This is a genomic window from Psychromonas sp. KJ10-2 (assembly GCF_047323255.1).
GTDB lineage: Bacteria > Pseudomonadota > Gammaproteobacteria > Enterobacterales > Psychromonadaceae > Psychromonas.
The window spans coordinates 2,316,329-2,337,883 of the sequence record NZ_CP178827.1; the positions used below are offsets into that span (position 1 = coordinate 2,316,329).

16 protein-coding genes, 1 tRNA gene, 3 rRNA genes and 2 pseudogenes are annotated in these 21,555 nt (G+C 40.8%); 5 read left to right on the plus strand and 17 right to left on the minus strand.

Translation table 11 applies throughout. The features are described from left to right. Positions 1–1,062 precede the first annotated feature (1,062 nt). The 7 genes from rrf to ACLKL2_RS11140 all read right to left on the minus strand — a co-directional run bounded on the left by rrf (position 1,063) and on the right by ACLKL2_RS11140 (position 10,690). Positions 1,063–1,178, minus strand: a 5S ribosomal RNA gene (rrf, locus tag ACLKL2_RS11110). A gap of 154 nt (positions 1,179–1,332) precedes the next feature. Beyond that, positions 1,333–4,217: ribosomal RNA gene (locus ACLKL2_RS11115) — 23S ribosomal RNA — on the minus strand. 423 nt (positions 4,218–4,640) lie between these two features. Beyond that, positions 4,641–4,717 (minus strand) — tRNA-Glu (locus ACLKL2_RS11120). 114 nt (positions 4,718–4,831) lie between these two features. Then, positions 4,832–6,371 (minus strand): 16S ribosomal RNA (locus tag ACLKL2_RS11125). Together the 16S, 23S and 5S rRNA genes with 1 tRNA gene alongside form the textbook arrangement of a ribosomal RNA operon. Before the next feature lie 665 nt (positions 6,372–7,036). After that, positions 7,037–8,116, minus strand: a complete 1,080-nt coding sequence (locus ACLKL2_RS11130) for a polysaccharide lyase family 7 protein (RefSeq protein ID WP_413691696.1) — start codon at positions 8,114–8,116, stop codon at positions 7,037–7,039. Positions 8,117–8,421: 305 nt separating this feature from the next. Continuing rightward, on the minus strand, positions 8,422–8,709 hold the full coding sequence (locus tag ACLKL2_RS11135) for a pyrimidine/purine nucleoside phosphorylase (RefSeq protein WP_113819433.1): 288 nt from the start codon (positions 8,707–8,709) through the stop codon (positions 8,422–8,424). Positions 8,710–8,779: 70 nt separating this feature from the next. Then, on the minus strand, positions 8,780–10,690 hold the full coding sequence (locus ACLKL2_RS11140; RefSeq protein WP_413691697.1) for an ABC transporter ATP-binding protein: 1,911 nt from the start codon (positions 10,688–10,690) through the stop codon (positions 8,780–8,782). A 184-nt stretch (positions 10,691–10,874) separates the two neighbouring features. Here ACLKL2_RS11140 and ACLKL2_RS11145 point away from each other — a divergent pair, with 184 nt between their 5' ends. Next, on the plus strand, positions 10,875–11,099 hold the full coding sequence (locus ACLKL2_RS11145) for a YheV family putative zinc ribbon protein (protein ID WP_113819435.1): 225 nt from the start codon (positions 10,875–10,877) through the stop codon (positions 11,097–11,099). Between the two features lie 12 nt (positions 11,100–11,111). After that, positions 11,112–11,624: a peptidylprolyl isomerase gene (gene slyD / locus ACLKL2_RS11150; protein WP_413691699.1), complete on the plus strand. Its 513-nt coding sequence runs from the start codon at positions 11,112–11,114 to the stop codon at positions 11,622–11,624. A gap of 100 nt (positions 11,625–11,724) precedes the next feature. On the opposite strand, the gene ACLKL2_RS11155 is transcribed toward slyD, so the two are convergent. The 4 genes from ACLKL2_RS11155 to ACLKL2_RS11170 all read right to left on the minus strand — a co-directional run bounded on the left by ACLKL2_RS11155 (position 11,725) and on the right by ACLKL2_RS11170 (position 13,302). Then, positions 11,725–12,147, minus strand: a complete 423-nt coding sequence (locus ACLKL2_RS11155; RefSeq protein ID WP_413691701.1) for a hypothetical protein — start codon at positions 12,145–12,147, stop codon at positions 11,725–11,727. An 11-nt stretch (positions 12,148–12,158) separates the two neighbouring features. Further along, positions 12,159–12,434 carry a hypothetical protein gene (locus tag ACLKL2_RS11160; protein WP_413691703.1) on the minus strand — a complete coding sequence of 92 codons (276 nt, stop codon included), beginning with the start codon at positions 12,432–12,434 and terminating at the stop codon, positions 12,159–12,161. Positions 12,435–12,511: 77 nt separating this feature from the next. Then, the gene (locus ACLKL2_RS11165) at positions 12,512–12,787 is read right to left on the minus strand and encodes a hypothetical protein (RefSeq protein WP_413691705.1); all 276 of its coding nucleotides are present in this window, start codon (positions 12,785–12,787) and stop codon (positions 12,512–12,514) included. A gap of 50 nt (positions 12,788–12,837) precedes the next feature. Continuing rightward, positions 12,838–13,302 carry an alpha/beta fold hydrolase gene (locus ACLKL2_RS11170; protein WP_413691707.1) on the minus strand — a complete coding sequence of 155 codons (465 nt, stop codon included), beginning with the start codon at positions 13,300–13,302 and terminating at the stop codon, positions 12,838–12,840. 29 nt (positions 13,303–13,331) lie between these two features. On the opposite strand from ACLKL2_RS11170, the gene ACLKL2_RS11175 reads away from it, so the two are divergent. Further along, positions 13,332–14,087, plus strand: coding sequence for a phosphoribosyltransferase family protein (locus tag ACLKL2_RS11175; protein ID WP_413691708.1), 756 nt, complete (start codon positions 13,332–13,334; stop codon positions 14,085–14,087). 147 nt (positions 14,088–14,234) lie between these two features. Further along, positions 14,235–14,816 (plus strand): Fe-S biogenesis protein NfuA, encoded by a 582-nt coding sequence (gene nfuA, locus ACLKL2_RS11180; protein WP_113819440.1) that lies wholly within the window; start codon positions 14,235–14,237, stop codon positions 14,814–14,816. 5 nt (positions 14,817–14,821) lie between these two features. Here the strand turns inward: nfuA and ACLKL2_RS11185 are convergent, their stop codons facing one another. Then, positions 14,822–15,502, minus strand: coding sequence for an amino acid permease (locus tag ACLKL2_RS11185; RefSeq protein ID WP_413691709.1), 681 nt, complete (start codon positions 15,500–15,502; stop codon positions 14,822–14,824). Continuing rightward, positions 15,490–16,092, minus strand: coding sequence for an amino acid permease (locus ACLKL2_RS11190; protein ID WP_413691711.1), 603 nt, complete (start codon positions 16,090–16,092; stop codon positions 15,490–15,492). Before ACLKL2_RS11190 ends, ACLKL2_RS11185 begins: the two co-directional genes overlap by 13 nt. A 407-nt stretch (positions 16,093–16,499) precedes the next feature. Here ACLKL2_RS11190 and ACLKL2_RS11195 point away from each other — a divergent pair. After that, positions 16,500–18,211, plus strand: a pseudogene (locus ACLKL2_RS11195) (DEAD/DEAH box helicase). A gap of 362 nt (positions 18,212–18,573) precedes the next feature. Here the strand turns inward: ACLKL2_RS11195 and ACLKL2_RS11200 are convergent. From ACLKL2_RS11200 to ACLKL2_RS11215, 4 genes and pseudogenes are all read right to left on the minus strand, one after another. Next, the gene (locus ACLKL2_RS11200; RefSeq protein WP_413691712.1) at positions 18,574–19,854 is read right to left on the minus strand and encodes a TRAP transporter large permease; all 1,281 of its coding nucleotides are present in this window, start codon (positions 19,852–19,854) and stop codon (positions 18,574–18,576) included. Continuing rightward, on the minus strand, positions 19,851–20,363 hold the full coding sequence (locus tag ACLKL2_RS11205; protein ID WP_413691713.1) for a TRAP transporter small permease: 513 nt from the start codon (positions 20,361–20,363) through the stop codon (positions 19,851–19,853). The genes ACLKL2_RS11200 and ACLKL2_RS11205 overlap by 4 nt, the downstream gene beginning before the upstream one ends. A gap of 123 nt (positions 20,364–20,486) precedes the next feature. After that, positions 20,487–21,352, minus strand: a pseudogene (locus ACLKL2_RS11210) (TRAP transporter substrate-binding protein). After that, complete coding sequence (locus tag ACLKL2_RS11215; RefSeq protein WP_413691715.1) at positions 21,325–21,516, minus strand: hypothetical protein; 192 nt, start codon at positions 21,514–21,516, stop codon at positions 21,325–21,327. Before ACLKL2_RS11215 ends, ACLKL2_RS11210 begins: the two are co-directional and overlap by 28 nt. Between the last annotated feature and the right edge of the window lie 39 nt (positions 21,517–21,555).

Below are 21,555 nucleotides of genomic sequence, written 5' to 3' on the forward strand. Positions count from 1 at the left end.
ATTTGGGGCGCTGGCTTCAGCCTGCCAGTATGCGAGTTATCGCATATGTGTATTAGTTTCGATGAGCGAAGCGAACCAATAAACAGTTCACAACATAAAACATTAAAATCAAAAGAAGCAGCCTAAAGGCAGCGCCCCAAGGTCAAAAGATGTTTCGTAAATACGTTACATCAACATTAAAATTCAACACTTTCACTGATCTCATAACAGAGCGACAGCTATCAAGCGAAGCTTGATATTCGGGGCGCTGGCTTTAGCCTGCAGTTTTAATGTGTTGGCTTTTAGTGATATTGTGAGTATTAATCAGTTCCTTAAACACAGAAAACGACCACATTCGGCTAATACCCTAAATGGGAGAAGCTAATGATTATTTAATTTTTAATGTCATAAGCTAAAAGCAAAATTAACACAAAGACACTGCAGGCTAAAGCCAGCGCCCCAAGGTCAAAGGATTTGTCGTAAACAGAATAGGTCAGTGCGGTAAGTATTATATCCTCGAATTTCAGGCATAAAAAAACTGCCGACGTGAGTCAACAGGCTTCGTTTAATGAGGCGCTTGGCGATGGGTGAACATTGCTCATGACCCATCGCTGTCGCGATATTCGCCCTACTGTCACACATCAGGATGGCGACTCCGTCGCTGCTTTTTGTTTATCCCATGTTCAAGTATGTCAGCATAAATCAGCAGACATAAAAAAAACCTGTCGACGTGAGTCAACAGGGTTCATTTAATGAGGCGCTTGGCGATGGGTGAACATTGCTCATAACCCATCGCTGTCGCGATATTCGCCCTACTGTCACACATCAGGATGGTGACTGCGTCGCTGCTTTTGTTTATCCCATGTTCAAGTAGCTCCTAAACCAACAGCCAATAACGAAAAAACCCCAGCCTTCTTTCGAAGACTGGGGTTTATCGTTGTTAGGCGCTTGGCGATGGGTGAATATTGCTCGTGACCCTTACCTTTCGGTAAACTCGCCCTACTTTCTGCGTAGGTCAGCATAAATCAACACAATTAAAAAAGCCCCACCGGAACTAACCAGTGGGGCTATTTTAAATGAGGCGCTTGGCGATGACCTACTTTCACATGGGGAGACCCCACACTATCATCGGCGCAGCTGCGTTTCACTTCTGAGTTCGGCATGGGATCAGGTGGTACCACAGCGCTATGGCCGCCAAGCATAAAATTGTAATTAGGAAAGTGATGTTCTAATGTTCTTGTTTTTTGCTCTATCTAATCGTAGCAGTCTATGTAAATACGCTATCACAAGCGCTTATATTTTAACGTCTTCTTTGACTATCTTGGTCACATAACAACACTACTTAGGTGTTGTATGGTTAAGCCTCACGGGTAATTAGTACAAGTTAGCTCAATACGTTGCCGTACTTACACACCTTGCCTATCAACGTTGTAGTCTCCAACGGCCCTTTAGGGAACTTAAAGTTCCAGTGAGAACTCATCTTGAGGCTCGCTTCCCGCTTAGATGCTTTCAGCGGTTATCGATTCCGAACGTAGCTACCGGGCAATGCTATTGGCATAACAACCCGAACACCAGCGGTTCGTCCACTCCGGTCCTCTCGTACTAGGAGCAGCTCCTCTCAATTCTCAAACGCCCACGGCAGATAGGGACCGAACTGTCTCACGACGTTCTAAACCCAGCTCGCGTACCACTTTAAATGGCGAACAGCCATACCCTTGGGACCGACTTCAGCCCCAGGATGTGATGAGCCGACATCGAGGTGCCAAACACCGCCGTCGATATGAACTCTTGGGCGGTATCAGCCTGTTATCCACCGGAGTACCTTTTATCCGTTGAGCGATGGCCCTTCCATTCAGAACCACCGGATCACTATGACCTACTTTCGTACCTGCTCGACGTGTCTGTCTCGCAGTTAAGCTGGCTTATACCATTGTACTAACCTCACGATGTCCGACCGTGATTAGCCAACCTTCGTACTCCTCCGTTACTCTTTGGGAGGAGACCGCCCCAGTCAAACTACCCACCAAACAGTGTCCCAAACCAGGGTTCACGGGCCATGGTTAGAACTCAAAACATACAAGGGTGGTATTTCAAGGTCGGCTCCACCGCATCTGGCGACGCGGTTTCAAAGCCTCCCACCTATCCTACACATGTAGGCTCTAAGTTCACTGCTAAGCTATAGTAAAGGTTCACGGGGTCTTTCCGTCTAGCCGCGGGTACACAGCATCTTCACTGCGATTTCAACTTCACTGAGTCTCGGGTGGAGACAGCATGGCCATCATTACGCCATTCGTGCAGGTCGGAACTTACCCGACAAGGAATTTCGCTACCTTAGGACCGTTATAGTTACGGCCGCCGTTTACCAGGGCTTCGATCAATAGCTTCGACCTAAGTCTAACCACATCAATTAACCTTCCGGCACCGGGCAGGCGTCACACCCTATACGTCATCTTACGATTTAGCAGAGTGCTGTGTTTTTAATAAACAGTTGCAGCCATCTGGTATCTTCGGCCCCCAACAGCTTAGAGAGCAAGTCTCATCACCGTCAAGGGCGTACCTTCTCCCGAAGTTACGGTACCATTTGCCTAGTTCCTTCACCCGAGTTCTCTCAAGCGCCTTGGTATTCTCTACCTGACCACCTGTGTCGGTTTGGGGTACGATCCTCATATTTCTGAAGCTTAGAGACTTTTCCTGGAAGTATGGCATCAATGACTTCACTACCTTAGTAGCTCGACATCGCGTCTCAGTATATAGCAACCCGGATTTACCTAAGTCACCTACCTACACGCTTGAACCTGGACAACCATCGCCAGGCCCACCTAGCCTTCTCCGTCCTCCCATCGCAAAATATAAGGGTACGGGAATATTAACCCGTTTCCCATCGACTACGCCTTTCGGCCTCGCCTTAGGGGTCGACTCACCCTGCCCCGATTAACGTTGGACAGGAACCCTTGGTCTTCCGGCGGGGAGGTTTTTCACCCCCTTATCGTTACTCATGTCAACATTCGCACTTCTGATACCTCCGGGATGGTTTACACCTTTCCCTTCGACGGCTTACAGAACGCTCCTCTACCACGCGTATAAATACGCGTCCGCAGCTTCGGTGATATGTTTAGCCCCGTTAAATCTTCCGCGCAGGCCGACTCGACTAGTGAGCTATTACGCTTTCTTTAAAAGATGGCTGCTTCTAAGCCAACTTCCTAGCTGTCTAAGCCTTCCCACATCGTTTCCCACTTAACATATACTTTGGGACCTTAGCTGGCGGTCTGGGTTGTTTCCCTTTCCACGACGGACGTTAGCACCCGCCGTGTGTCTCCCATGATTGCACTTGTTGGTATTCGGAGTTTGCAAAGGGTTGGTAAGTCGGGATGACCCCCTAGCCTTAACAGTGCTCTACCCCCAACAGTGATACATGAGGCGCTACCTAAATAGCTTTCGAGGAGAACCAGCTATCTCTTGGTTTGATTGGCCTTTCACCCCAGCCACAAGTCATCCCCTAATTTTTCAACATTAGTGGGTTCGGTCCTCCAATTGATGTTACTCAATCTTCAACCTGCTCATGGCTAGATCACCAAGTTTCGGGTCTAATCCCAGCAACTATTCGCCCAGTTAAGACTCGGTTTCCCTACGGCTCCCCTAAATGGTTAACCTTGCTACTGAAATTAAGTCGTTGACCCATTATACAAAAGGTACGCAGTCACGGAATAAATCCGCTCCTACTGCTTGTACGTACACGGTTTCAGGTTCTATTTCACTCCCCTCACAGGGGTTCTTTTCGCCTTTCCCTCACGGTACTGGTTCACTATCGGTCAATTAGGAGTATTTAGCCTTGGAGGATGGTCCCCCCATATTCAATCAGGATTTCTCGTGTCCCGACTTACTCGTTTTCACTGTAAAGAAGTTTTTGTGTACGGGACTATCACCCTGTACCGTGGCACTTTCCAGAGCCTTCCACTAACTTTTAAACAGCTTAAGGGCTGTTCCGATTTCGCTCGCCGCTACTGTCGGAATCTCGGTTGATTTCTTTTCCTAAGGGTACTTAGATGTTTCAGTTCCCCTCGTTTGCTTCGCTATGCTATGTATTCACATAACGATGACACTAAGTGCCGGGTTGCCCCATTCGGAAATTCCAGGATATAACGCTTGTTATCAACTCCCCTGGACTTATCGCGGATTACCACGTCCTTCATCGCCTCTAATTGCCTAGGCATCCACCGTGCACGCTTATTCACTTAACCATACAACACCTAAACAGTGTCTAAATGTGTATGTTGTTTCCAAGACGCTTGCGATTCTCATATTTACATATAAAAAACGTTTACGTTTTTCGTGCACCTAACACTCTAAGAGTGTGTAGATACGTACTCATTACATTTGCATGTAATGTGCATTTGTGTTCACATTTACTTCGTAAAAATGAACTATTTGCTTGATTACAATACTAAAACCTGAGTTTTAATATTGAGAACTCGTTTAATTCACGTTAATGAATTAAACATTTCGTTTTATTTATCACACCAATCAAGTTACAAGTAACTCATTGTTTTTGTGCGACAAATAAGAACATTTATCAGCTTTCTAATTGTTAAAGAGCAGTGTTAAAAACACTTAATAATTATTCTATGTAAAAATAGTTATTAAGTATCTTTGAAAGTAGTAGTTGGTATCCCCAAGGGGATTTGAACCCCTGTTACCGCCGTGAAAGGGCGGTGTCCTAGAGCCTCTAGACGATGGGGACCGGAAACTACTTTGCGCTTTATCATTCTAATCAAACAATCTGTGTGGGCACTCACATCATTCCTACAAGTAGGAATAAAGGCTTATAAAAAGCTTGTTGTGTGTTTCTTTACGTAGAGGAGGTGATCCAGCCCAGGTTCCCTAGGGCTACCTTGTTACGACTTCACCCCAGTCATGAACCACACCGTGGTCATCGCCATCCCGAAGGTTAAGCTAATGACTTCTGGTGCAGCCCACTCCCATGGTGTGACGGGCGGTGTGTACAAGGCCGGGAACGTATTCACCGTGGCATTCTGATCCACGATTACTAGCGATTCCAACTTCACGGAGTCGAGTTGCAGACTCCGATCCGGACTACGACAAACTTTAGGAGATTCGCATACCATCGCTGGTTAGCTGCCCTTTGTATTTGCCATTGTAGCACGTGTGTAGCCCATCCCGTAAGGGCCATGATGACTTGACGTCGTCCCCACCTTCCTCCGGTTTATCACCGGCAGTGTCCCTAGAGTTCCCGGCATAACCCGCTGGCAAATAAGGATAAGGGTTGCGCTCGTTGCGGGACTTAACCCAACATTTCACAACACGAGCTGACGACAGCCATGCAGCACCTGTCTCAGAGTTCCCGAAGGCACTCTACTATCTCTAACAGATTCTCTGGATGTCAAGGGATGGTAAGGTTCTTCGCGTTGCATCGAATTAAACCACATGCTCCACCGCTTGTGCGGGCCCCCGTCAATTCATTTGAGTTTTAACCTTGCGGCCGTACTCCCCAGGCGGTCTATTTAATGCGTTAGCTTTGAATCCCACAGCATATAGCTACAAAATTCTAATAGACATCGTTTACTGCGTGGACTACCAGGGTATCTAATCCCGTTTGCTCCCCACGCCTTCGCGCCTCAGCGTCAGTCTTTGTCCAGGTGGCCGCCTTCGCCACTGGTATTCCTTCAGATCTCTACGCATTTCACCGCTACACCTGAAATTCTACCACCCTCTACAAAACTCTAGTTAACCAGTTTCAAATGCAGTTCCAAGGTTGAGCCCTGGGATTTCACATCTGACTTAATTAACCGCCTACGCGCGCTTTACGCCCAGTAATTCCGATTAACGCTCGCACCCTCCGTATTACCGCGGCTGCTGGCACGGAGTTAGCCGGTGCTTCTTCTGCGAGTAACGTCACAGCTGCACTCTATTAAAGTACAACCTTTCCTCCTCGCTGAAAGTGCTTTACAACCCGAAAGCCTTCTTCACACACGCGGCATGGCTGCATCAGGCTTGCGCCCATTGTGCAATATTCCCCACTGCTGCCTCCCGTAGGAGTCTGGACCGTGTCTCAGTTCCAGTGTGGCTGGTCATCCTCTAAGACCAACTAGGGATCGTCGCCTTGGTAAGCCATTACCTTACCAACTAGCTAATCCCACTTGGGCTACTCTTATGGCGTGAGGCCCGAAGGTCCCCCACTTTGATCCGGAGATGTTATGCGGTATTAGCAGTCGTTTCCAACTGTTGTCCCCCACCATAAGGCATATTCCCAAGCATTACTCACCCGTCCGCCACTCGTCAGCAAAGTAGCAAGCTACTTTCTGTTACCGTTCGACTTGCATGTGTTAAGCCTGCCGCCAGCGTTCAATCTGAGCCATGATCAAACTCTTCAATTTAAAGTTTAATTTGCAACCTAAGTTGCGACTCAATATTACTGACTAAAACTATGTACCGAAGTACAATGTTATTCTGAATTAATGAATTAATTCGTGTGTCACTAAGTATTGATGTTACCTAACTAAGTTAGGATTTCTAATTTGAAATCACATCAACAATAAGTGCTCACACAGATTGTTTGATTAAATTGTTAAAGAGCGTGCCTTTCGGCTAGGCGGCGTATATTACGCGCCTTTCGAACAATGTCAACGTTAATTTTCAACTTTATTTCGAAGCGAACTTCGAAGCGTTTACTGCGTTTGTTTTGCTCTCAAACTCGCTGGGTAACTTGCGTTCCGTCCCGTGTCTGTGGATGCGCATTATAGGGATCTTGAAAAGGTAAGCAAGCGTTTTATTATGTTTATTTGTAAAAAAGTGTCTAAGTGTTCAATTAAGCAACAAAACGGGTGTATTTCAGACAAAACAACATGAATTTATGCTTTATATAATGAAATACATTGAATAAATCTGATCTTAAGATCTTACTTAATTAGCTAACAAGCACTAATAATGCTTAATATATTGAGAGTTAATGATATGAAGCAATAACTAAACCTATAAAAAAATGCCTTTCACGAAAATGAAAGGCATTAATAGTTAAAACACTTAGTTTTCCAATCTAATATTATTGATCTAAAGTTAACTCATAAAAACTAACCTTGGCATAGTCACCAGCATCAATACCATTGTTTGTGCATTCCGATGAACCAACATTACACTGATTATAATTACCTGCTTTAAAATACATCCAAGAGTTTGCATAACCTTCGTCATACTCCTCTCCCTGATAGTGAGGTTTAGATAAATCAATAGAGAATGTTTTTACGACCTCATCTGCTTCACCAATATTTTTAATAAAGGTAAGGTTCATCATATTGCCTTCGACATTAACGTCGTAGGAGAATACTTCCCCTAATTTTATACCATCAATTGGGTCAACTGATCCTGCTCTTAAATTATATTGTCCAAACACATTATGATAGATATCTTTTCGTTTACTATAGTTATCGCCAGTCGCGTTGATTTCATAACGCCAATATAACGAACCATGCTCATGTCCTGGTAATTTACGATAAGCAATTTTTAACGGCTCATTTTTCTGAGCATGAATTTGACCGATAACAGACGAGAAAGCACCATTCTTTTCAGCGTTACCGCTAGTGCTTACCCAATCTACAGATAAGGTTGCAGATAATTCACCACCTATAGAGCCATAATCTGCTGCATCAGGATTAGCTGCTATTGCAAAATTGTTTTTGGGATCTTTATAAGATTTAGCCAGCATTGCGCGTAATTCACTTCTGGCATTTTTGCTATTAGGCGTTGTCATTGCTTTATTTGGTGTAGCAAAAACCATTGCACCTGTTCTTGCATCTGTATAAAACCAATCGGGATGTGTATATGGATCAGTGGTACTACCCAATGTTTGAGCTGAAATTTCCATCACTTTACCTGCTCGGTTAGGCTTATCATCTTCCATTGGAATATTGATTTTCCATTTAGTCAGATCGAAGTTTTGTGATGGTGCTTTATTAGGATCTAAATTAGCAATTAATGTCGCTGTATGTGCAGTCGCTGGTAAAGGTGTCGTCGAATTAGCTACTTTGCCTGTTTCATATGTGACTTGGTTATTCGACGTTGATTCGGTATTTGCACAGCCCACCAGCAAAGTGGCAACGATCGCACTTAAATATACTTTTTTCATTAGAGTACCCGCTTATCTTCATTGATCATTTTCATGGATAATACTAATCATAATAAGTCACTGATTATTGTCTTAATATGATTGGTAGATAGTTAACGGACGCCAATTTATAATAATATTGTATGATTAATTGTGATCTTCTTGGAATTAATAGAGTTAGGTTGTTAAGTATGAAATGATTTTGTTAACTAAATAACATTTGTGGCGAATACTGAAAACTAGCTATCAGCTTACTATTTTTGATCGGTATTAAAAAAGGAGCCTAAGCTCCTTATTCTATTATTGCTCGTTTACCTTAGTAAACTTTATGCTTTGTATAAACAAAGGTAAGCAGTTTGTACAACGACTTTCACATCGAAGCTTGAGTTTGCTTCAACTTCAAATGTTTCACCAGCTTTGTAGGTTTTCCATTCAGTTGTATCTACAAGACGCACTGTTAGGCTACCACTCACTACTGTCATGTATTCGTAAGCACTGGTACCAAATGTGTACTCACCAACTTCCATTACACCTACTGTTGCAGGTAATGTTTCACTTTGGAATGCGATTGATTTAACGTTACCATCGAAATATTCATTTGCTTCAAAACTCATTTTAATCCCTTTTTATTTCATGTATTGGTGAATCATTGCGCACAGAGTATGGCGAAGCTGCACCTAAAACTCAACCCTCGAATTCAGATTGCAGCGTTTCTATTTGCTCCTGTGCATCCATCCAGAGCATCTCATTTTCCTCTAAAAGGTCTTTTACTTCACCTTGTTCCTTTAACAAATCAGTTGGTTTCTTTTTGTTTTCTTGCTCATAGAGATCGCTTTCGCTCAGCTGTTGTTCTATTTCAGTTAAACGTGCTGAAGCAGTGTCCATGGCTTTTTCCGCTGTGCTTAATTGTTTTTTGAACGGCGTTAGTTTTTTACGAAACTCAGCTTCTAATCTTTTTTGATCTTTTCGGTTTGCACTCACTGATACAACTTTTTCTTCTCCTTGCTCAGCTTGCTTTTCTATACGCTGTTGATCCGATAACCATTGATGGTAATCATCTAGATCACCCGAAAACGGTTGTACTTTTTTATCATGTACCAAGTAAAGGTCATCAATCGTAGTACGTAATAAATGTCTATCGTGTGATACAACCACCATTGCACCTTCAAATGCTTGTAGCGCAACCGTTAGAGCGTGACGCATCTCTAAATCTAAATGGTTGGTTGGTTCATCGAGTAACAGTAAGTTAGGTTTTTGCCATACGAGTAAGGCTAAGACTAAACGCGCTTTTTCTCCACCTGAAAAGGGGCCAACAAGATCAAAGGCTTTATCACCTTGGAAACCAAAGCTACCTAAAAAGTTACGTAAAGGTAATTCTTTTTCATCTGGTGCTAGACGAGCCAAGTGTTGCATTGGACTTTCATCCAGATTTAGAAACTCTAATTGGTGCTGCGCAAAGTAACCTACTTTTGCATTAGTGTTGACCTCTAGCTTGCCTGATTTAGGTTTCATTTGATCAGAGAGCAATTTAATTAAGGTTGATTTACCTGCGCCATTACGTCCAAGTAAACCAATACGGCTACCAGGTACTAGGTTTAGCTCGATTTTGTCTAGGATAAGCAAGTCATCATAACCAGCACTCACTTGGTCTAATGTTAACAACGGCATGGGTAAGGCTTCAGGCTCTCTAAATGAAAAGCTAAATTGGTTATCCACGTGTGCAGGTAAGATCTGCTCCATCTTCTCAAGAGCTTTAATACGACTTTGTGCTTGTTTGGCTTTATTCGCCTTATAACGGAAACGATCAATATAGCTCTGCATATGATCCATTTGCGCCTGTTGCTTTTCATAGGAAGATTGTTGCTGTACTAATTTTTCAGCTCGTTGGCGTTCAAAGCTAGTGTAGTTACCTGTGTATTCGAATAATTTGTTTTGTTCAATGTGAATAATTTTATCCACAATGCTATCGATAAAATCACGGTCATGAGAGATTAATATCAATGTACCTTGATATTGATGTAACCATTTTTCTAACCAAATCACCGCATCTAAGTCTAAGTGGTTGGTCGGTTCATCGAGTAATAATAGATCTGATGGACAAAGTAGTGCTTGTGCTAAGTTAAGGCGCATACGCCAGCCACCTGAAAAGTCGCTAACGGGACGTCCTTGTGCTTGCTCGGTAAACCCTAAACCCGCTAACAATTCTGCAGCACGGGATTCAATGGTATAACCACCCGCATTATCTAAGAGAATATGCATCTCTGCGATTTTAGTCCCATCATCAGCCTCTTCAGCTTGCTTTAATCTAGCCTGTAACGCACGAAACTCATGGTCTCCGTCAATCACATATTGCAACGCATTCATGTCTAACGCAGGGGTTTCCTGTGCAACACTAGCTAAACGCCAATGATGTGGAATGGTCAATTCACCGGCATCAACTTGATGCTGTTGTTTAAGTAGTGTAAAGAAACTAGATTTCCCACAACCATTAGCACCGACTAAGCCAACTTTCTGTTTTGGATTAATTGTTGCACTGGCATTTTCCAGTAGAGGTTTTCCGCCGCGGATAAATTCGATATTAGAAGCAACAATCATAAATTCAGAGTCTCAATGTCAATCAGATAAAATTAGAGCAAGATGATAACGAAATTTGTAATGTTCAGCCATCACTACTAGCCTTTACTTGATAATGCGTTACTTCAAGTTATTTTAGCATGCTTTGCATCTGCAACTATCATCAGTATATGATGTCGTACTTTTTGTTAATTGTGATTGGACTATGTCAGTATCTAAAAATAAAAAACGCTTCATCGCCGGAGCAGAATGCCCACAATGTAAGACGATTGATAGTATTGCGTTGACATTAGAAAACGCAGTTGAGACATTAACGTGTGTTAGCTGTGGGTACACACAAACACAAACGCCTAACCAGGCTAAATCAGCAACACGTCAATTTGAACAAATAATTGGTGTTTTTGATCCATCTGAACCCGATAAAGAATAAAGAGAGAAAATAATGAAAATTGAAAAGAACTCAGTAGTTGCCATCCACTTTGGTGTGGCTGAAGTTGACGGTAATGCACTAGATAGCACAGAAAACGGTAGTCCTCTTGAGTTTATTCAAGGTACACAATACTTAGTACCAGGTTTAGAAAAAGAGCTAGAAGGCAAAGAAGCCGGCTACAAGTTTGATGTAAAACTTGAAGCAGAAGATGCTTACGGTCCTTTCCAAGAAGCACTAGTACAAGAAGTACCTCGCTCTTTATTTGAAGGTGTTGATGAAATTGAAGTAGGCATGTCATTCCAAGCTGAAACAGATCAAGGCCCACGTACTGTTGAAGTAACGGCCGTTACTGAAGAAAATGTAAGTATTGATGCGAACCATCCTCTAGCAGGCATGGCACTGCAATTTGTAGGTGAAGTAGTATCAGTTCGTGCTGCAACAGCTGAAGAGTTATCTCACGGACATGTTCATAGTGCGAAACCAGAAAGCGATTGTTGTAGCAGCGGTAGCTGTCAAACTCACTAATTAAAAGATTGCTCTAGCCAATATTCATATAATTGGTATTAGACTGACAAAAAAGCGCCGTAGTCATTACAATGACTACGGTGTTTTTTATTGATGGAGACTACACATTGTAATTAACTGTTGGCTGTGGATAAGGTGAAACCGCATCTTTGTATTTAGCCTGTATCACTGAAATAACCTCATTAAAATCAGTAATTCCGTTCAGTTCAACATTCAACGCTTCTACTTCGTGCGGTAATAGCTTTAATTTTGCAGCAAAGAAAAAGTTACGTCTTTGTTGAGAGTGAGGCGATTGTTCCTGCTGATGTGAACTCCCCTTCCCCTGCTCATTATTCTGAATAATCTCTCGTGATTGATAAGCTGTATCTTCACGCTCTTGCTCACCACGTATTTTTGCGTAAGCATGTGCTTCTTCGGTTTTGGGAATAGCAGATTGCAGAAGATTTTCACGATGTAAGCCTTCTGCAGCCTGAGGGAAAGGCGCTGCAACAACAGGAGGAAGTTGAACATTTACATTAACCATAATGGTTAGGGTTAAACAGACACATCGATTAGTGAGCCCACCATGTCGTCTGCCGTAGTGATCACCTTAGCAGCTGATTGAGCTTGAATTTCCGCTAACTTCATATTCACTAATTCAGTAGTTACCGGACCCGACACATAGCTATGAGGGTTAACTCCTTCTGGGTTTTGCGCACTATTTTGATTACTGGTTGTTTGCTTAGCAATACGATCGCTGGATTCAGTAATTTGTTGTGACGCTTTGTTTAAGCTATTCACACCTGAAGAAAATGCTGAATTTATTTCCATAGATCCTCCCAATAAAAATGTAATAACCACACCATTATGGTTAATTTTTAATCAAAAATAAAGTGTATTCACGATTTTTAAGCATCAATGAACGATATTAAGACCTGGTTAAATAAAATAGGTTCACTAATAAAGGGGGCATGAGATGACTGTTGCAAAATAACCTGTTGATTCATTGGAGACAACTCAGATAATTTTGTTTTATTCGCCACAGACACTAAATTATCGTGTTCACCCAATAGGCTCAAGGATGGCATAGTCAATTGACTAAACTCCTCACGTAAATCCACTTCATCGAGTAATATTAATCCACCTAACAAAGCAGATGGTTTAGCTTCTATCTGATCTGACATGAGCTGCTTTATTGTTGTTATATCCGTTTTAACTGTCTCGCTGCCCATGGCTAATAGAGAAAAAAGCGATTCAAGGTTTTCTGTGGTTGTTTAGTTACGCCCAATTTAAAGGCACTAAAAACGTCTTTTTTAACCCCTTGCCATGGCGCCGCTTCTACAAATTTAAGTGCCGCACATACCTGTATTAACTTTTCCACACGCTCTGGGTAATGATGAGCAATGTAAGTTGCAATTAATCCACCTAAAGACCAACCACACCAAACTGCTTTTTCGGGTAGATAAGCTAATAACGTTTCAGCAACATTCTCTAAACTATAAGTCTCTAACTCTGGCTCTCCAGCAAAGCCAGGTAGATTCACTAAATGCACGCAATAATGTTCACTTAATTGCTTAACAACAGGCTCCCAAATAGCACTACTGACACCCCAACCATGAATTAATACCAGATCTTGGCCTGTGCCAATAGTTTGATAGGTCAACGGACCTGTCATTGCAATATTTTGTTCTATACTCACTCTTACCTCGTTAATCTGTAGGGGCTTATGTGCAATATTTTCTCGCGCGACTAATGCAACAAAGCCAAGCTTTATGTACAGCTTGTTTACCTAGCCATTGCCTTTTATGTGGGCTGCACAGTGCTAACCAATTAATCTGCCAATATTGTTATCAAGCAATATTAACAGAGCGTCCTTGTTGTTTACATTGTGGTTATGGTTTACCACAAACACAAAATGTTTGCGGAGAATGTTTGAAGCACCCCTTCAAATTTGATCAGTTAGTGGCTGTTTCAGGTTATCAAGCGCCCTTTCCAAGTTTAATCAAAAAACTCAAATATAATCATCAGCTGATCTATGCAGACCTGTTAGGGCAACTTCTCGCAATCAGAGTTAAACAAAGTTACACAAACCAACAACTACAACAATTTGATTACCTAATCGCAGTGCCTTTACATAAAGCAAAACATCGAGCACGCGGTTTTAATCAAGCGCAGTTAATTGCACAAGTACTATTACAATACTTACCGCTTAACGCTCAATTAGTGATGCCAATAAACCGCATAAAAGTAACCACTGCACAGGAAGGTTTAACGCGTACACAACGTAACTTAAACCTCAAGCAAGCGTTTTCCTTAGATAGTTCACAGCTTAATTTACAGGATAAACAGATTGTTTTAATTGATGATGTGGTGACAACTGGCGCAACTATTAATAGCATTTGTGAATGTTTACTGAATGCGGGCGTTAGTAAAGTAGATGTGTGGTGCATTAGCAGAACTGAATTAGGAGACCGAGCTAACTAGCTGTATTGATAGGTTATCTTCTCTAGTGAAAGTATAAGCAGTTCTATCATATGCTTATTATTTTTAGCAATTTTACTGTTTTCATTATTATTATAGGGAATTGTCGTTATAATGCCCAAGTAAATTACTCAAGCATAAAGGTTTAACATGATCGAAATTACTCCAGTTGCACAAGCACACTTTGCAAAATTACTAGCGCCGCAAAAAGAAGGCACTAACATCCGAGTGTTTGTTATCAACCCGGGCACACCAAAAGCAGAATGTGGTGTATCTTACTGCCCACCAGAAGCAGTTGAAGAGAGCGATACACGTTTAAGCTTTGAAGGTTTTGATGCTTTAGTGGATGAAGTAAGCTTGCCTTTCTTAGAAGATGCATTTGTTGATCTAGTAGAAGAAGATACTGGTACACAGTTAACGCTAAAAGCGCCAAACGCTAAAATGCGTAAAGTGAATGATGATGCACCACTTATTGAACGTGTTGAGTACGTTATTCAAGTACAAATCAACCCGCAGCTTGCGAGCCACGGTGGTTTTATCAAACTAATCGAAGTGACTGAAGATCAAGTGGCTATCATCGAATTTGGTGGTGGTTGTAACGGTTGTTCACAAGTAGATTTAACCTTGAAAGAAGGTATCGAGAAAGAGCTATTAGAAGAGTTCTCGGGTGAGCTAAACGCAGTACGTGATGTAACTGAACATGCTCAAGGCGATCACTCTTTCTATAAATAATCTGATTAGCTAATCTTAATACGGTTATCTGCAGAATAGATAGCCGTATAATAAACACTTAAAACAGCCACTAAACACAACGCAAATAACATCTCTTTCCCCAAGGCAATAAACAACACTAAACAGGTTACACTAGCAATCATAGCTAAATACTTTCCTTTACCTGTTAATAACTTCACGCCTGCAATACCCGCCGCTAAGTAAATTAAGATAAATAAACCATTCGCATAAGCGATCAGATTATCTATTGCTAACTGCATTGAGTCTGCAACCAACAACATACTTAAACATAACACGACAGCAAAGCTTAATCCCCAGTAAGCAACCTTGTGTGAGTTAATAGATTGGAATGAACTGTGGATCTGTTGTTGTTTTGCCATACTTTGTAATAAACGAGAAAATCCTACAAAATATAAACTGACAGAGATAAAGCAGGTACAAAACCCTACTAGGTTCACTAATAGATAACCTTTACTGCCTAAGCTTGCTTCAACAAGGTGTACTACAGAGTTTAAGTTCTTCTCTTGATCACCATAAAACCCCATCTTTAATAAACTAATACTAATCAAGGCGTACACCACAAGCGCAATAGTGATACCGATAAAAATAGTTAATGGGAAATCACGTTCAGGATGCCTAAAGTCATCAGCAATATGGGTGATTGCTTCTATACCTAAAAGCACCACAGAATAAAGGTAGCTGTTAATGCGACTTTACTTACACTAAATTCAGAAGTAGGTAAGGGTAAGTTTTGTTGTAACTGCACATCTACCGATGCAAATAATAAAGTACTAACAATCACCACACTTAATACGGATTGAATAATCGCAGCGGTCTTTAAGCCTAATAAATTAATTACAAATACTAAGCATAAAATACCAATCGCAATCATTAAGCGGTAATCAACAACCTCACTCAGTAATTTCATTTCAACTAACGCATTTTGTAAAAAGTTGGCTGCTGTAATAGTGATCACTGGTGTGCCCAATGCCACCACCCAAATAAATAACCAACTCACTAACCGCCCACTTCGTTCTCCAAATGCTTGCTGTACATAATAAGCAGTACCACCGGCATGAGGGTAAAACTTACCAAGCTGTGCAAAGGTGAAAACAATTGGGGCAATTAATACACCCATAATCGCCCACGCTAATAATGACCAACTACCAGATACTTGTGAGGCAATAGCAGGAATAATAAAGACACCAGACCCCAGTAAAGCAGACACCAAGATAGCGACGCCCTGCATGACTGATAATTTTTCTACTTTTGCCATTATTTACACATCCTAGTTACACATTATGTTTTGCGCACCGTTATAACCTAAGTAATAGGAAAGTTAAATGAAATAAAAATCAAAAGACAAACTACCTAACATTTAAGATAACAAAATAATTTTCGAAATATCTTATGCTTAGCACAATATTTTTGTAAAAAACGTGCTGTTTGTCAAAATAAAGCGAGCATTTAATACACAAATACAGTAGAATGCGCCTCCCTCGCAAAATGATCCATCTAAAGCGAAGCAAAATATTCAGAGTAACACCTACTACGCGATTGATTTCGCGAAAAGTTAATGGACCACGTTTAACAATATTAAATTGTTAAGCTGATGTAGGTATAGGCTGAATTTAACGCACATTCGAGTAATGTGCAGCATTTTATAAACTCAAGAGGCCACTTATGTCAGAGTCAGAAAACCAAGTAGCAGGACCAACTTTCCAAGATTTAAACTTACCAGAGTCAATCGTAAAAGTTGTTACTGAAATGGGTTACGAATCACCATCTCCAATTCAAGCACAAACTATCCCGCACCTATTAAACGGTGAAGACGTATTAGGTCTTGCACAAACAGGTACAGGTAAAACAGCGGCATTCGCATTACCATTATTAGCTAATATCGATGTATCTAAAAACCATCCACAAGTATTGGTTTTAGCACCAACACGTGAATTAGCAATCCAAGTAGCAGAAGCATTCCAATCGTACTCACGTCACCTACGTGGTTTCCACGTTATGCCTATCTACGGTGGTCAAAGCTACAACATTCAGTTCAAACAATTAGCTCGTGGACCACAAGTTGTTGTTGGTACACCTGGTCGTATCATGGACCACCTAAAACGTAAAACGTTAGACCTTTCAAACCTGCAAGCATTAGTATTAGATGAAGCAGATGAAATGTTACGTATGGGTTTCATTGATGATGTTGAAACGATCATGAAAGAGATGCCAGAAAAGCGCCAAACAGCTCTTTTCTCTGCAACAATGCCTGATCAAATTAAACGCATTACTAAGCGTTACATGAACAACCCAACAGAAGTTAAGATCAAAGCAAAAACATCAACGGTTTCAAACATTGAACAAAAATGTTGGATCGTACGTGGTGTAAACAAGCTAGATGCATTAACACGTATGTTAGAAACTGAAGAGTTTGATGGTGTAATCATCTTTGCTCGTACTAAAACAGCAACAGTTGAATTAGCTGAACGTTTAGAAGCACGCGGTTACCGCAGTGCTGCACTAAACGGTGATATGAACCAACAAACACGTGAACGCGCAATTGCACGTCTTAAAGCAGGTAGCCTAGACATTCTAGTAGCAACTGATGTTGCAGCACGTGGTCTAGACGTTGAGCGTATCAGCCTAGTAGTAAACTACGATATCCCAACAGATACTGAATCTTACGTTCACCGTATCGGCCGTACTGGTCGTGCTGGCCGTACTGGTAAAGCAATCTTATTTGCTGCACCACGTGAGCGTCGTTTATTACAAGCAATTGAACGTGCAACTCGCCAACCAATTACTATTATGGACTTACCAACACGTGATGAAGTAACACAAACACGTATTGATAACTTCCAAAAGCAATTGTTCTCTGTATGTGAAAGTGAAGACTTAACGTTCTTCCGTACATTGTTCGAACAAATTCAAAATAACACTGATCTTGATGATTTAGATCTTGCTGCTGCATTATTACTAATGGCGCAAAAGAGAAACCATTGCAACCAGTAGAAGAAAAATTTGTTGAACCACGTAGCAATGACCGTGAATTCTCTCGTGGTGATCGCCCTCGTCGTGACCGTAATGACCGTTCTCGTGGTGATCGCAACGATCGTTCACGCAACGAAGACAAACCACGTGGTCGTGGTCGTCCAACTGATGTAGAGCTAGAAATGTTCCGTTTAGACGTAGGTCGTGAGCACGGTGTTCAAGTTAAAAACATCGTAGGTGCAATCGCAAACGAAGCAAACATCAATAGTCGCTTCATTGGTGATATTCGTCTAAACAACGATCACTCAACGATTGAATTACCAAAAGGTATGCCAGCTGAAACACTAACGCATTTAAAAAATGTACAAGTGTGTAAACGCCCGCTAAACCTTAAAAAATGCTAATTTAATACAGATTATATAATCTGCTGTTAGCGCTTTTAAAAACCGATGTAAATATATTTACATCGGTTTTTTTATATCTTTAAAATAAGATAATCTCTTGATTATGATTAGGGGCTGTTGATCTTTCGAGTTTGTTTTTGCAGCTATTTATACAAGGCTGAGCTTGTGTATCTACATAAATAAGCGAAAACACCGTAGAAATAGTCAAAAAATGCTTCCCTTCGGGTTCAACACTGCACGTTATGCTCTTTGTTAGCCGAGATTTGCTTAGAATGACTAGGCTACACCTCGTCTGCCTCGATCAAAACGCGCTGTGTTGAACAAAATTCGAACGGCAAAGTCAACAGCCCCTAGTATTCTTACTAGCCCAATAACGATGGTAAGAACAACGTAATCCAAGGCACATAAGTTATTAACAATACTATAATCACATTCGCTAAAATAAACGGTAGTATTGCTTTACTTATTTTCTCCATTGATTCACCAGAAATAATTGAAGAGGCAAATAAACAACAACCTACTGGTGGGGTTGCTAAACCCGTAATCAAGTTCACACACATAAAGATTCCTGCATGTAATGGGTCAATACCTAGCATATCAAAGACAGGTAACAACACAGGTGTCACAATCATCAATGCTGGAATAGAATCCATAAACATACCTAAGAAAAATAAAAGCACATTAATTAATAACAAAATTAACCAAGTAGCTTCGATATTTTCCACTAAGTACTCAGCAAATATCATGGGTAACTGTTCGTTTGATAAAGCCCAACCAAAAATCCCAGCTGCAGCAATAATAATAGAGACACTACCAGTTTCGACCGTAGACTCACGAATCGCTCCCATTAACCTTTTCCAAGTTAAAGAACGATAAACAAAAATAGCAACAAAGATGGCGTAAAAAACAGCAATAACAGCGGCTTCTGTTGGGCTAACCACTCCCATTAAAATGCCACCTAAAATAATGACAGGTAACAACATCGCATAGAAAGCATTACCTACAATATTGAAACCTTCTTTACGGCTAATTTTTTCTTCTCTTCTAGGGAGATCATTTTTCTTCCCATAAAGCCAAACAACTAAAATTTGTGCAACACCTACCATTACGCCAGGTATTGCTCCTGCTAAAAACATATCTTTAATAGAGACTTGTGCAATAGATCCATAAAGAATAAACATTAAACTAGGAGGGATAATTGGTCCCATTGTTGATGATGCAGCAGTTACCGCAGCACTAAAACTCTTCTTATAACCAGCTTTAGTCATTGCAGGAATCATAACCGAGCCAATCGCAGTGGTATCTGAAATAGCAGTTCCAGTAATACCTCCAAAAAACATACTGACTACAATATTAACGTAAGCCAAGTTGCCCTTTACTCGACCTACTATCAAATCAGCTAATCGAATAATACGATCACTAATACCTGACTCTGCCATCACTTTCCCAGCTAAAATAAAGAATGGGATAGCTAATAAAACAAAGGAATCGAAGGAGCGAAATAACCTAACCACCATAATGCTTAATGGAATATCAGCACCAATAAAGTAAACGAGTGTTGATGCAAGTAGGGCAAAAGGAATCGGAACACGAATAGCCATTAGCACAATAAAGCATAGAATCATTAAAAAAATAAAAGTCATGAAACACTCCGCTTATTAAAAATCGATATTATTTTGCTTAATAGATAAAAGAAAATAAGTAATGAAAAGACGGGAATAGCCAGGTATATGCTACCTACAGGAAGCCAAGGAATAATAGGGGGATTAACAGGCCACATAGTTGCCACATGCTCACCACCAACCACAAAGAAAATAATACAAAGGGCCATCATGATCATGCAATGTATAAGATCAAACACCTTACGGGTTGTGGGGCCAACACGGTTATAAAGAATATCAATGCGGGCATGACCTTGCTGAGTATAAGCAATAGCACTCCCTACTAAAGCAATAATAATATAGATATATCTTGATATGGTATTAGACCAAGCAATAGGGGAATCAAAGAGATACCTTAGAAAGATATTCACGCCAAGTAAGATGATTAAAAAACACATAGAAACTAATAAAATACGACCACATAGGTCACTCATTTTATTAGTTATCAATTCAATTTTATTATCTGGTAAGGCCTCTTTTATATTAGGCATCTTATTTACCTCACTGTTTATACAATACTGTTAACAGTGCAGTCTCACCATAAAGACTGCACCATTTAGTACTCGTTACATAAAACAGATGCTTAATACATAACGGATACAAAACTTATACGGTTATTTAAAGGCTTTAGGCAAACGAGCATTTGGATCAAGGTATTGAATTTCTTCATACCATTTTTTCCATTGCGGCTCTTTTGCAAACCATTTCGTATAAACAGACTCAGAGGCAGTTTTAAATTCATCAGTATCAGGATAAGTGATCGTTTGTTCTTTATCTTTTTTCACTTGTTCAATGAATTTTGCTTCACGAGCATATTGCCACGCATCTGTAAGCTCAATTGCTTCATCAGCAATATCCGTTACAATAACTTTTTGCTCATCAGTTAATTTGTCCCATACTTTTGGCGACATAAATAAGATTTTCTGTGTCCACATTTGATTTAAAATTGCATAGCTATCAACCACTTCACTCATTTTAAATATGTCATTACAATAAACTCCTAAATCATCTGCCTCTACCATTCCAGTTTGTAAAGAAGTGTATAATTCCCCCAATCTGTCGGAGTTACAGTGAAACCAAAGGCTTCATAAATATCTATAAACAGAGGATTCTGCATTGCACGTAACTTGACGCCTTTTGCATCAGCTAAACTATTGATTGGTTCCTTACTTGCAATTGCAAAGCCATTACAATCAGAATATACCCCTAAAGCTTTCATCCCTGTGGCTTTGCTTGCTCCAGCCAAAATTTCTTTTACGACACCAGAACTTCTCGCCACTTTATAGTGCTCTAAGCTTTTAAATAAATAAGGTAATTGTAAAAATTGAATATCTTCGTAATAGCCAGCAATGTGTCCAGCACTCGTTGCAGCCAAAGCAACAGTACCAGCCTTAGCAAATTCCAGCGCCTCCTCTTCAGAGCCAGTTAGCGTGCCAGGATAGATTGAAATTTTTAAATCTCCATCAGTCTTTCTTCTAATAACGTTTTAAAGGTTTCAGCTAATAACTGATCCGCATCATAAACATTATTTTGATGAGCAAACTTAAGTCGCATAGAATCAGCCTGAACAACCGGCGATAGCAATAACATGACACAAGTGGTTGCTAACGTTACTTTTTTAATCACTATCTTTTTCAATCTCATTATTTATATCCTTATTTAATGTATGTAGATGTATGTTAA

What these genes read in the sequence shown, in the direction of transcription:
- ACLKL2_RS11130 (WP_413691696.1), bottom strand. Translation starts at nt 8,116, where the DNA reads ATGAAAAAAGTATATTTAAGTGCGATCGTTGCCACTTTGCTGGTGGGC.
- ACLKL2_RS11135 (WP_113819433.1), bottom strand. Translation starts at nt 8,709, where the DNA reads ATGAGTTTTGAAGCAAATGAATATTTCGATGGTAACGTTAAATCAATC.
- ACLKL2_RS11140 (WP_413691697.1), bottom strand. Translation starts at nt 10,690, where the DNA reads ATGATTGTTGCTTCTAATATCGAATTTATCCGCGGCGGAAAACCTCTA.
- ACLKL2_RS11145 (WP_113819435.1), top strand. Translation starts at nt 10,875, where the DNA reads ATGTCAGTATCTAAAAATAAAAAACGCTTCATCGCCGGAGCAGAATGC.
- slyD (WP_413691699.1), top strand. Translation starts at nt 11,112, where the DNA reads ATGAAAATTGAAAAGAACTCAGTAGTTGCCATCCACTTTGGTGTGGCT.
- ACLKL2_RS11155 (WP_413691701.1), bottom strand. Translation starts at nt 12,147, where the DNA reads ATGGTTAATGTAAATGTTCAACTTCCTCCTGTTGTTGCAGCGCCTTTC.
- ACLKL2_RS11160 (WP_413691703.1), bottom strand. Translation starts at nt 12,434, where the DNA reads ATGGAAATAAATTCAGCATTTTCTTCAGGTGTGAATAGCTTAAACAAA.
- ACLKL2_RS11165 (WP_413691705.1), bottom strand. Translation starts at nt 12,787, where the DNA reads ATGTCAGATCAGATAGAAGCTAAACCATCTGCTTTGTTAGGTGGATTA.
- nfuA (WP_113819440.1), top strand. Translation starts at nt 14,235, where the DNA reads ATGATCGAAATTACTCCAGTTGCACAAGCACACTTTGCAAAATTACTA.
- ACLKL2_RS11190 (WP_413691711.1), bottom strand. Translation starts at nt 16,092, where the DNA reads ATGGCAAAAGTAGAAAAATTATCAGTCATGCAGGGCGTCGCTATCTTG.
- ACLKL2_RS11200 (WP_413691712.1), bottom strand. Translation starts at nt 19,854, where the DNA reads ATGACTTTTATTTTTTTAATGATTCTATGCTTTATTGTGCTAATGGCT.
- ACLKL2_RS11205 (WP_413691713.1), bottom strand. Translation starts at nt 20,363, where the DNA reads ATGCCTAATATAAAAGAGGCCTTACCAGATAATAAAATTGAATTGATA.
- ACLKL2_RS11215 (WP_413691715.1), bottom strand. Translation starts at nt 21,516, where the DNA reads ATGAGATTGAAAAAGATAGTGATTAAAAAAGTAACGTTAGCAACCACT.